This is a genomic window from Sphaerospermopsis torques-reginae ITEP-024 (assembly GCF_019598945.1).
Lineage (GTDB): Bacteria > Cyanobacteriota > Cyanobacteriia > Cyanobacteriales > Nostocaceae > Sphaerospermopsis.
The window spans coordinates 2,339,228-2,351,546 of sequence record NZ_CP080598.1; the positions used below are offsets into that span (position 1 = coordinate 2,339,228).

Here is a 12,319-nt window from a genome sequence, read left to right on the forward strand (position 1 = left end):
AATGTGAAGGGTAAGAAATTGAAATTTTCATTGAAGTTTTCTAAGAGTTGGCGGTTTATTTCCGCTTTGGTGATTGCTTTTCTGCTGACTTTTAATTTTTCTTGGGTAGCGACAGCAGCAGCAAAGCATTACTCAGATTTACAGTTTACTCCTTTGTCGGAAATTAAATTACCGAAATATGAACGGTTTGTTTTGGATAACGGTTTGGTTGTCTATTTAATGGAGGATCATGAGTTACCTTTAGTCAGTGGCACAACTCTGGTTAAAACTGGTAGCCGTTGGGAATCAGGTGATAAAGTTGGGTTAGCGGATGTTGTTGGTTCACTGATGCGAACTGGTGGCACTCTCAAACATTCTCCAGATCAATTAAATGAGATTTTGGAACAACGAGCAGCTTCTGTAGAAACTGATATTAGCGAAGCTGCTGGTAGTGCTAGTTTTGATAGTTTGACTGAAGATTTAGAAACAGTTTTTGGGCTGTTTGCTGAGGTGTTGCGAGAACCAGCTTTTGCTCAAGAAAAGTTAGATTTGATTAAAACTCAAGTTAAGGGTAGTATTGCTCGTCGCAATGATGATCCAGATGATATTGCTAGTCGGGAGTTTAGAAAATTAATCTATGGTCAAGAAAGCCCATACTCTCGCACGGTAGAATATGCAACTCTGGATCAAATTAACCGTGAAGATGTGGTTAAATTCTACCAACAATATTATTATCCCAATAATATGATTTTGGGAATTGTGGGAGATTTTAACCCCAAACAAATGCGATCGCTCATTCAAGCTAAGTTTGGTGACTGGAAACCTAACCCTAATATTTCTAAAACGCAACTACCGCAAGTATCATCAGCTAATTTAGGTGGTGTATTTTTTGTTAATCAACCCCAACTCACACAAAGTAATATTCTCATTGGACATTTAGGCGGAACTTTCGATAATCCTGATTATGCTGCATTAAGTGTCATGAATGGGGTATTAAATGGATTTGGGGGAAGATTATTTAATGAAGTGCGATCGCGTCAAGGTTTAGCTTATTCTGTATATGGTGTCTGGAGTCCCCGTTTCGATTATCCAGGAATGTTTATTGCTGGGGGACAAACTCGTTCTGATGCTACAGTACAGTTTGTGAAAGCATTGAAAACAGAAATTAATCGGATGCAAAATCAAAGGGTGACAGCAAAAGAATTAAATTATGCCAAAGAATCTACCCTCAATTCTTTTGTATTCAATTTTCAAGATCCCAGTCAAACTTTATCTCGATTAATGCGCTACGAATATTATGGTTATCCCGCTGATTTTCTGTTTCGTTATCAAAAAGCTGTCACCGCAACCACAACAGCAGATGTACAAAGAGTAGCCAGAAAATACCTCAAACCAGAAAATTTAGTCACCCTAGTAGTGGGAAATGAAACTGCTATTAAACCACCATTAACTCAGTTAGCAGCTACAGTGACACCAATAGATGTTACTATTCCCGGTTCTCAAACCCAAGCACAGAAATAAACACCAAAATTAACACAAAAATCAACACAAAAATCAACCTATTTGCAGTTCAATACTGTTTGGTGTGAGTTTGAGAAGTTAAAACTTGGTAATTGGTAATTGGTAATTGGTAATTGGTAATTGGTAATTGTTGTCTATTTACTAATTGCCAATTTCCATTATCAAAACTACTCAAAAACAGGAGGCCAAATTTCTGAAATTACCACTTCAAAACCAGGTAATAAATCAGGAAGTGTTAAAATATCACCATCTTTTAAAATCACTGTTTCACCATCACGAGAAACTTCTAATGTTCTAGTTTTAGGATTAATTAAAATTCCCACCTGTGAACCTAATTTAATAAATTCTTGAATCTTTTCTCTCAGTTTATCTATAGAATCAGTTTTAGATTTTACTTCCACTACCAAATCAGGAACTAATTCCGCATAATCTTCTGTTGATATTTTCAATCTCTCAGCACGAACAAAAGAAACATCGGGCGCACGTAAATCAGAATTTGGTAATTTAAAACCCGCACTAGAACCCACTACACGGCCTAGTTTACGAGGTCTAACCCAGTTTCTTAACAAAGATGCAAACTCAGTACCTACTTCTTCTGGTTCATAACCCGACGGACTCATAATAATGATACTCCCATCTACTAATTCTATGCGATAATCTGGATATGCTATCTGTATTTCTTCTAGTTCTTTCACGGTTAAAGACATGATAATTTTCTCCTGAAATACTACGGAAATACTCTGCTGATTTTTGTGTATTGTTATATTTGATTATATCTGATGTGTTCAATTTTAAGTTAAAGATGATATTACTAATTCTATTTAGCAACCCCTAATTATCGAAACTACTCAAAAACAGGAGGCCAAATTTCTGAAATTACCACTTCAAAACCAGGTAATAAATCAGGAAGTGTTAAAATATCACCATCTTTGAAAATCACTGTTTCACCATTTCGAGAAACTTCTAATGTTCTAGTTTTAGGATTAATTAAAATTCCCACCTGTGAACCTAATTTAATAAATTCTTGAATCTTTTCTCTCAGTTTATCTATAGAATCAGTTTTAGATTTTACTTCCACTACCAAATCAGGAACTAATTCTGCATAATCTTCTGTTGATATTTTCAATCTCTCAGCACGAACAAAAGAAACATCGGGCGCACGTAAATCAGAATTTGGTAATTTAAAACCCGCACTCGAACCCACTACACGGCCTAGTTTACGAGGTCTAACCCAGTTTCCCAAAATTCGCGCAAACTCAGTACCTACTTCTTCTGGTTCATAACCCGACGGACTCATAATAATAATACTCCCATCTACTAATTCTATGCGATAATCTGGATATGTTATCTGTATTTCTTCTAGTTCTTTCACGGTTAAAGACATGATGGTTTTCTCCTGAAATACTGAGGCAATGTTAATATTATAATCTAATTTTTGGTAAATAGTAGAATATTACTAGTGTATATTTTGACGATCTCTTTCTATTTTTTCACGAATAGCTGCTTGTACTTTTTCATCAAAATCAAGATCATTTTCTTCATATCTCCTCATCAGAATTGACTACAATTCCCAATACATCTAAAATAAATATTTCACCAATTATAAAAATCACAACACCATGCCAAAATACGTAATGTGGGGAAGCTACTGCGAAGACGTACTAACCAAACGTGAACCCTACCGACCAGCACATTTAGAAGGACTAGCAAAACAAAAAGAAGCAGGAATTTTAATTACCCTGGGTCCTACAAAAGATGTCACCAAAGTTTTTGGTATTTATGAAGCGGAAAACGAAGAAACTGTCCGTCAGTTAGTGGAAGCTGATCCTTATTGGAAAAACGGTATCTGGACAGAGTATTCTATTAAAGAGTGGATTCAAGCTTTTTAATTCATAATTCATAATTGCACGAGGAGTCAGGAGTCAGAATGATTTTAGATTTTAGATTTTAGATTTTAGATTGGAGTTGACAAAAACAATCCAAAATCCAAAATCCAAAATCCAAAATTGTATCACCTGTCACCTGTTCCCTCGTTTACGAATTACCCTCTCAATGCTCTTTTAAAATTGCGACGATAGGACGGGTTAGCAATAAACAAAACTGGCCATAATAAACTAAAACCAATGCGATTAGGCAAAGTTTGTGTAAAATGAGTCTTATTGAACCCAGTCCAAAACTTCCAAGCACCCACTACATAACCCACTAGCAAACCAATAATAATTAGTTTCATGGTTGTTAACTCCCTTGGTAAAATCAGAGAATTTTAGTTAAAAATTACACACATTACAGAGACTTTATTGCCTAAATCCAAAATATTTTAAGTCATTAAGTCAGTTGGTAATACGTCTCTTAATTTTAGTTTAGATTAGTATTACACACTGCTGCTAGTCATCAGAAATAGTGCTGTGTTCACAAAAATATAGAAGTATCTTAAATTGATCTTGTTTTTCTGTTTTAGAACAAGTCCTGCTAATTACTGAGGATCAGTTCAGTTTGGTTGCTAATTCCTTTTTACTAATTACCAGCACTTTGCGGTGAGAGGTGGCGCAAATATAGATATGATAATTGTACCATCGGTAATCATAATACTTGATTTCCTCAATACCAGCAGAATATTTTTATGAGCAAATATACTTAATTTTACTCAGATGTCTCTTATGGAAGTTCCTTAAAGTTCAATATTCATAGGAGACTAAAGAAAGAAGAATCATGTTTTATAACGAATCTCGATGCAGTCAAAACTGCTAACAGGAGGATTTATGCGTGCAGTGCTAATGGCAGGTGGTTCAGGGACAAGATTACGTCCTTTAACTTGCGATCTACCCAAACCAATGGTTCCAATATTAAACCGACCCATTGCAGAACATATTATCAATCTTCTCAAACGGCATAACATTACGGAAATAATTGCCACATTACACTATTTACCCGATGTCCTCCGCGATTACTTCCAAGATGGTAGCGATTTTGGCGTACAAATGACATACTCTATTGAAGAAGATCAACCTTTAGGAACGGCTGGCTGTGTGAAAAATATTGCTGAACTTTTGGATGAAACTTTTTTAGTCATTAGCGGTGATAGTATCACAGATTTTGACCTGACGGCAGCTATTGAATTTCACAAACAAAAACAATCTAAAGCAACTTTAATTTTAACCCGTGTTCCTAACCCGATTGAATTTGGGGTAGTAATTACAGATGAAGAAGGACGTATCAACCGATTCTTAGAAAAACCTTCCACTAGTGAAATTTTTTCTGATACTGTGAATACAGGAACATATATTTTAGAACCAGAAGTTTTGGAATATTTACCAGAACATACTGAATCTGATTTTTCTAAAGATTTATTTCCTTTACTATTGGCGAAAAATGAACCGATTTATGGTTATATTGCCCAAGGTTACTGGTGTGATGTCGGTCATTTAGATGCTTATCGGGAAGCGCAATATGATGCTTTAGCGAGGAAGGTAAAACTAGAGTTTGCATATCCAGAAGTTTCTTCTGGGGTGTGGGTAGGTCAAAATACTTATATTGATCCCAGTGCCAGAATTGAAAGTCCTGCCATAATTGGTGATAATTGCCGCATTGGGGCGAGAGTGCAAATTGAGGATGGGACGATTATTGGTGATAATGTAACTATTGGCGCAGATGCCAATTTAAAACGTCCTATAGTTTGGAATGGGGCAATTATAGGGGATGAAGCCCAATTATCAGCTTGTGTAATTTCCCGTGGGACTCGTGTTGATCGCCGCGCTCATGTATTAGAAGCTGCTGTGGTTGGTTCGCTTTCTACGGTGGGAGAAGAAGCACAAATCAGCCCTGGGGTGAGAGTTTGGCCAAGTAAGAAAATTGAATCAGGTGCTGTTTTAAACATTAATTTGATTTGGGGTAACACTGCCCAAAGGAATTTATTTGGTCAACGTGGGGTACAAGGTTTAGCTAATATTGATATTAGCCCGGAATTTGCTGTCAAATTGGGTGCTGCCTATGGTTCGACTTTAAAACCCGGTTCTCAGGTGAGTGTTTCCCGTGATCAGCGGAATGTGTCACGAATGGTAACTCGTTCTCTCATTGCTGGGTTGATGTCGGTAGGTGTGGATGTGCAAAATCTGGATTCGACTGCTATTCCTATCACCAGAACAGTGATTCCCAAAATTGGGGTAGCGGGTGGTATTCATGTGCGGGTACACCCAGATCGTCCTGATTATATCCTGATTGAGTTCATGGATGGAAAGGGGATTAATATCACTAAAGCCCAAGAGAAGAAAATTGAGGGGGCTTATTTTAAGGAAGATATGCGGAGGGCGCAAAGTCACGAAATAGGTGATGTGGTATATCCTAGTCAGGTGATTGATCGTTATTGCACTGCTTTTGAAAAGCTTTTGAATGTGGAAACTTTGCGTAATAGTCGGGCAAAGGTGGTTATAGATTATGTTTATGCGGTTTCTGGGGCGGTGTTACCGCAGATGTTAGATAAGTTTGGTGCTGATGCGGTGGTTTTGAATGCCAGTGTGAATAAAACTGCGATGACGACTACTACGAGGGAAGGTTTGTTAACTCAGTTAGGTCATGTGGTGGAAGCACTCAAGGCAAATTTTGGGGTGCAGGTGTCAGCAAATGGGGAACAGTTGATTTTAGTGGATGAGTCTGGTTATCCCGTGCGGGGAGAAATGTTGACAGCGTTGATGGTGGAAATGATGTTAACATCTAATCCCAGAGGTTCGGTAGTTGTGCCGGTTCATGCTTCTAGTGCGGTGGAACAGGTAGCACGTCGTCATGATGGGAGGGTAATTAGAACTAAGGCGAATCCTACAGCGTTGATGGAAGCTTGTCAAAAAAATCCCAATGTGGTTTTAGGGGGAAGTGGGGAAACTGGTTTTATTTTCCCGCATTTGCATCCGGGTTTTGATTCGATGTTTTGCATTGCGAAGTTGATTGAAATGCTGACAATTCAAGAGCGATCGCTTGCTGCTGTGCGTGCTGAATTACCCCGCGTGATTCACAGAACTTCTACCGTTCGTTGTCCTTGGACTGCTAAGGGAGCGTTGATGCGTTATTTGGTGGAAACTCACCCCGCGCAAAATTTGGAATTAATTGATGGGGTGAAAATTTGTCAACCTTATGATGATAGTTGGGTGTTGGTTTTACCCGATGCTAGTGAACCGTTGGTGCATTTATTTGTTAACAGCAGCGATCGTGATTGGGTAGATGATAGTTTGAGAAGCTATCGCAACCGTGTCCAGAGTTTTGTAGAACGAGAACAGGAACATTACGCAGAAGTTTGATTTCTGAATCAGGATGTACAGGATTTTCTCAGTAACTCAACCTTAAAAAACGTCATACCCAGATCCCCGACTTCTTCAACAATTCGGGGATCTATTATCAATTATCAATTATCAATTATCAATTATCAAAGCCAGTGTAAGATTCTGCCAGAATGGCAAATATACATCCGTAAAATCCTATAAATTATAAATAACAACACAAATAGCTGTGGAAATAGCCTACCTTTAGGCTTTTTCCTCACAACCAAATGTTTACCTTTTACACCAAGACAGATGAAGCGTAACTATTGGTGGTTCTTTTTTCCCGACAGTTTAAACAATTACAAATTTGGGTAATGGCTAACCCGAAATTTGAGATTGTTAGCAAAATTCTCCGGCTATTTTAGATGTTAGTTTTTTACGATCATCTTTAGCAATGACAGTAAAATGGGAAATTGAAAAGTTACGGTGAAATCTTCCTTATGGCTGATAGTACCTTGAGTGTAGCACCTTGATTTATCACACTTCTGTTTCATTTATAGTAATCCTATTTCTCCCAAACAGGATTATCTCTACTGCATCAATTGGCAATTTATTAACCGATCATCGAAGCTGGTAAATTACACAGCTTCTTTTTTTATAGCTATTCCCATGCTAGTGAGGTAAGTAGCTGGTTGCAATTACATATAAAATGTGGGATGGGCATACTTCGACATAGTTCGACTGCGCTCACTAACCGCTCAGTACAAGTCTTGCCCGTCAACAGGCTAGAAGCCTGTTCCACTATCTAACAATTAATTAAGCCTACTTACAAAGTTTTTTTTGTTTTAGGGAACAGGAAGGATCAGGGAATAAATTGGTGTGTACTTTCTACTTACTACACTATATTTTTTGTTTGATTATTTATCGCAGGTTAGATTTATTAAATCAGTTGACTTATGACTAACAGGTTACAAATCTAATTGAAAATTCTCATACTACAGATAGATAAAAATTTGGTATATTTCCGATGGTAATAGAATATATGTTTACTTCAATAGGTAGAGGTTTATCTATTTTTTAGGCAAACATATTGATTTTTTATATTTTTGCAAAATTGAAGAATTTAAATGAAGAATTTAAATATTTTAGATCAAGGTGCTTGATAATTTGATTTTTGGCAATTTCATCAAACTAAAGTATTGCATCAAAAAATATAAATTTGATGTAAGATTAGTAGAAAGATTCAAGAAAGACTATCTGCCGTTGTATAAACTTTCATAAAACTTTCGTGGTAGGGAAATTATGCCATGACTAATAGTATTTCAAGACAAAGTATGAAGAAATTTGGCATTGTCTTTTAACTTGGCTGATAACTTGGCTGAGAAACAATTCCAGATTTATGAAAATCTGCTGATGAGAAAATTCTAGTATTAAGCTAGTGTTAAAAAATAAATAGCTTCCTGTCCCGAACAAAATGATTTGTAGGCTGCAATTTGTGGAACACATTTGATCTGATTGGGTAATCATAACCTAACTAACTTAAATCTTTGCAAGGTGCTGGATGAACCTGCATTGCAGGATGAAAAACAATTAGTAATTACTAATTCATAATTCATAATTAAAAGACTGCTGATAATTTAACAATTCTCTAAGCAGCCAGGTTTTGCTTGGGATCTAAATCTCTAGTCAAAACTAATTATGAATTAATCAATTATAAAGATTTAAAGGTGTTTTACTATATAGTTTTTTCAGCCAGCTTTAGCTGCACGTCATAAATATCATAAATATTTAGTTAGTTAGAAGTGATTTATGAATTTTACATCTGGATTTTAGCAACAGATGTAAGAGGTAAATTTGCCCAAATTTTACAGTATTCGGCAACTGGTAAGAATTATGTCATTCTCTTCTCATCAAAATCAAGTTTTGGATCTTTACGATGCACACGAAAGCAGGTTTTTAACACCTTTTCAACGGAAGACGTTGTTAAAAAACTTGCAAACTGATTTACAACCAGAATATCGCAGACGGATTGAAATTATCTTGTTAGCAGATATGGGTAAATCTCAATCTCATATCTGTGAAATTATTGGTTGTTCTCAGGAGATGGCACGATATTGGATCGGTATTGCTGAAGCAGGAATGGCTCATAAATGGAATGAAAGAAGGATAGGTAGACCGAAAACAGTTAATAATCAATATATTGAAAGATTGAAAGAATTGGTAACTCATAGTCCTCGTGAATATGGGTATGCTTTTGGATGTTGGACTGCCCAATGGTTAAGTAAACATTTAGCCAATGAATTAGGAATTGAAATTAGCGATCGCCACATTAATCGCTTGCTTAAACAAATGGGACTTTCTACCAAATCCAAAAGTTCCCAACAACAAAAAAATCTGCCAAATCAGGATGCTAATATCACCATTTGCGATTTGCAATCTAACTCCGAACCTAGTTTCAATTGGTCATTTAATTTAATTCAGACCAATAACTAAAATTTGGAGGTAAGAAAATGACATCAACTTTTTCTCAGGAACAATTAGCCGCACAAATTACCCAAATTTTGGGTGATTCTCTGTCTAAAAAAGACTTAGAAAATTGTATTCAAGCCTTAGAAATTATTGAACCACCAATAGCCAAGCAATTTTGGCAATCAGCCACTGCAGCACCAGGAATTTATTTAGTTTTGGCTGGTAAAGTCAGACTATTAGATGGTGAAAATAATTTAATTACGACTTTAACATCTGGTTCATTCTTTGGAGAGTTGACACTTTTTCCCGAACAGAAGTTTAGCGATTATGTAGCTAGAGCTTCTATGAATTTAAAAATAGGTTATCTTCCCCAGGAGGTAATTAATAAGATTGCGACAGTATGGGAGCGCCTATTCCTGAGGGCAGAACTTTGGGATACACTGCTATTATTGAGCCAAAACTCTGCTATACCCCGCCATGAATCAGTGGAGGAAATGTTAACAGCATTGTCCTTATTTACCAAACAAAATTTAGATATTGGTAATGTCAATTCCCAAATCATTAAAGATGCTAAACTGTTGTTAGTAAGGCAGGGAGAATTACAAAATCCTCAAGGTACAAAATTAACACCTGGTAATATTTTTGTAAATTCCCAAAAGGGAAATTGGCAAGCAACGCAACCAACAATAGTCTACATTTTACGTCAAGCTGATTGGCAACAAGCACTACAACATTGGCCGCAACTTAGTACATTAATTGCAGCAGAAAATCTACCAATTACCGAACCGATCAAGCGCGAAGTTAAACCCAAAAATCCCAATGTCATTCAATTTCCCCAACCGAGAAACCAACCTCTACCACAACCGAAACAACGCCCCAAACAACGCCAAAAATACTTTCCTAGTCCTACTGTCACCGCCGGTAATTGGTGGCGCAAAATTAGCAAACGCTACCCATATTTTGAACAACAAAGTGCTTCTGATTGTGGTGCAGCTTGCTTAGTGATGATTAGCCGTTATTGGGGTAAAAATTTCAGTATAAATCGCTTGCGGGAACTTGCTAATGTTAACCGTGCTGGTGCATCTATGCGGAGTTTAACTACTGCGGCTGAAAGTATTGGTTTTGCTACTCGTCCAGTAAAAGCCAGTTTAGATAAATTAGCACAACAACCATTACCAGCGATCGCCCACTGGGAAGGAAAACATTACATTGTTGTCTATGAAATCACCAAAAAACAGGTAATTGTTGCTGATCCTGCTATTGGTCAACGCACCCTCACTATCGGGGAATTTAAAGCCGGTTGGACTGGTTATGCGTTGTTATTACAACCGACAAAATCACTCAAAGAAACCCCAGAAACGAATACACCATTTTGGCAATTATTTGAGTTAGTTAAACCTCACTTTCAGGTATTACTAGAAGTATTTGTAGCTTCGGTATTAATTCAAGTTTTTGGACTGGTGACACCTTTATTTACTCAACTATTATTAGATAGAGTCATTGTTCAAGGTAGCACCATTACTTTAAATACCGTGGGGTTTGGTTTACTAATTTTTGGCTTATTTCGTGTTGTCATCAATGGACTCAGACAATATTTATTAGACCACACAGCCAATAAAATTAGTGTAGCTTTGTTGGTGGGATTTATTAAACATACATTTCGTTTACCTTTGTCATTTTTTGAGTCGCGTTACGTCGGTGATATTGTTTCTCGCGTCCAAGAAAATCAAAAAATTCAACGCTTTCTTACTGGCGAAGCATTATCTATTATTTTAGATTTGCTGACCGTGTTTATCTATGTGGGTTTGATGTTTTGGTATAGTCCACCTTTGGCTTTATTAGTTTTAGCAATTGTCCCACCTTTTGTCTGTTTAGCTCTTTTTGCTACGCCTTTTTTAAGACGTATGAGCCGTGAAGTCTTTGGTGCGGTAACTAAAGAAAATAGTTACTTAATTCAAAGTTTATCTGGCATTTCTTCCATTCGTTCAATGGCTATTGAACAAACAGTGCGTTGGCATTGGGAAGAATTGCTAAATAACTTGACCAAGAAAAATTTTCAAGTTCAAATAATTGGTAATCAACTGCAAATTATTAGTTCTACAATTCAATCTCTAGCTACTACTGGTTTATTGTGGTTTGGAGCATGGTTAGTGATTCAAAATCAATTAACCATTGGTCAATTAGTGGCTTTTAATATGTTATTAGGCAATATTATTCAGCCTTTTCAAAGGTTAATTGTGTTATGGAATCAATTACAAGAAGTGATTGTTTCTACCGAGCGGATTAATGATGTATTAGAAGCCGAAGTAGAAGAAGATTTAGCAATACAACCCCGGCAAAATTTACCAAGATTACATGGAAGAATTTGTTTTGATAATGTGACATTTCGCTATCATTCAGACAGCGAGGTTAACATTCTAGAAAATTTAAGTTTTGAAATTAAACCTGAACAAACTGTAGCGGTAGTTGGGCGTAGTGGCTCAGGAAAAACCACACTTTCTAAATTGATTTTAGGGTTATATCTGCCGACAGATGGTAGAGTATTAATTGACAATCAAGATGTGACTAGTATTGCCTTAAAATCCTTGCGATCGCAAATAGGAGTTGTTGACCAAGAAACATTTTTATTTGGTGGTACAATTCGGGAAAATATCAGCATTGCTCACCCCGAAGCCAGTCTAGAAGAAATTATTGAAGCAGCACAATTAGCAGGTGCAGATGAGTTTATTAAACGGATGCCAATGGGTTATGAAACCCAAATTGGAGAAGGTGGAGGAATGTTATCAGGAGGACAACGCCAACGCCTAGCCATAGCACGTGCATTATTAGGAAATCCGCGCCTTTTAATATTAGATGAAGCTACCAGTCATCTTGATGCTGAATCTGAAAGAATTATTCAGAACAATCTCAAAAAAATCCTCAAAGGACGCACAAGTTTAATTATTGCCCATCGTCTTTCTACCGTGCGTAATGCTGACCTGATTTTAGTTTTAGATCGCGGTGTTTTAGTTGAAAGCGGTACTCACGAAGAATTGATTACTAAAAGAGGACATTATTACTATCTCAATCAACAACAACTAGCAGCTACAGGTTAAATCAGTAAA

The 12,319-nt window shown here is 36.7% G+C and carries 8 protein-coding genes; 5 read left to right on the forward strand and 3 right to left on the reverse strand.

Annotated elements, in window-relative coordinates; genetic code table 11:
• Positions 1–3 precede the first annotated feature (3 nt).
• A complete protein-coding gene (locus K2F26_RS10965; RefSeq protein WP_220611490.1) occupies positions 4–1,500 on the forward strand; it encodes a M16 family metallopeptidase in 1,497 nt (498 codons plus the stop codon).
• Between the two features lie 167 nt (positions 1,501–1,667).
• On the opposite strand, the gene K2F26_RS10970 is transcribed toward K2F26_RS10965, so the two are convergent.
• Together K2F26_RS10970 and K2F26_RS10975 are read right to left on the reverse strand one after the other, a co-directional pair.
• A complete protein-coding gene (locus tag K2F26_RS10970; protein ID WP_220611491.1) occupies positions 1,668–2,207 on the reverse strand; it encodes a Uma2 family endonuclease in 540 nt (179 codons plus the stop codon).
• Positions 2,208–2,344: 137 nt separating this feature from the next.
• On the reverse strand, positions 2,345–2,884 hold the full coding sequence (locus K2F26_RS10975; RefSeq protein ID WP_220611492.1) for a Uma2 family endonuclease: 540 nt from the start codon (positions 2,882–2,884) through the stop codon (positions 2,345–2,347).
• Positions 2,885–3,119: 235 nt separating this feature from the next.
• Here K2F26_RS10975 and K2F26_RS10980 point away from each other — a divergent pair, with 235 nt between their 5' ends.
• On the forward strand, positions 3,120–3,389 hold the full coding sequence (locus tag K2F26_RS10980) for a YciI family protein (RefSeq protein WP_220611493.1): 270 nt from the start codon (positions 3,120–3,122) through the stop codon (positions 3,387–3,389).
• Between the two features lie 152 nt (positions 3,390–3,541).
• On the opposite strand, the gene K2F26_RS10985 is transcribed toward K2F26_RS10980, so the two are convergent.
• Positions 3,542–3,730, reverse strand: a complete 189-nt coding sequence (locus K2F26_RS10985) for a hypothetical protein (protein WP_220611494.1) — start codon at positions 3,728–3,730, stop codon at positions 3,542–3,544.
• Positions 3,731–4,259: 529 nt separating this feature from the next.
• Between K2F26_RS10985 and K2F26_RS10990 the strand changes: the two genes are divergently transcribed.
• From K2F26_RS10990 to K2F26_RS11000, 3 genes are all read left to right on the forward strand, one after another.
• A complete protein-coding gene (locus K2F26_RS10990; protein WP_220611495.1) occupies positions 4,260–6,785 on the forward strand; it encodes a mannose-1-phosphate guanyltransferase in 2,526 nt (841 codons plus the stop codon).
• A 1,854-nt stretch (positions 6,786–8,639) separates the two neighbouring features.
• Positions 8,640–9,239 carry a helix-turn-helix domain-containing protein gene (locus K2F26_RS10995; RefSeq protein ID WP_194058210.1) on the forward strand — a complete coding sequence of 200 codons (600 nt, stop codon included), beginning with the start codon at positions 8,640–8,642 and terminating at the stop codon, positions 9,237–9,239.
• A gap of 17 nt (positions 9,240–9,256) precedes the next feature.
• Positions 9,257–12,310, forward strand: a complete 3,054-nt coding sequence (locus K2F26_RS11000; RefSeq protein WP_220611496.1) for an ABC transporter transmembrane domain-containing protein — start codon at positions 9,257–9,259, stop codon at positions 12,308–12,310.
• Positions 12,311–12,319: the final 9 nt, after the last annotated feature.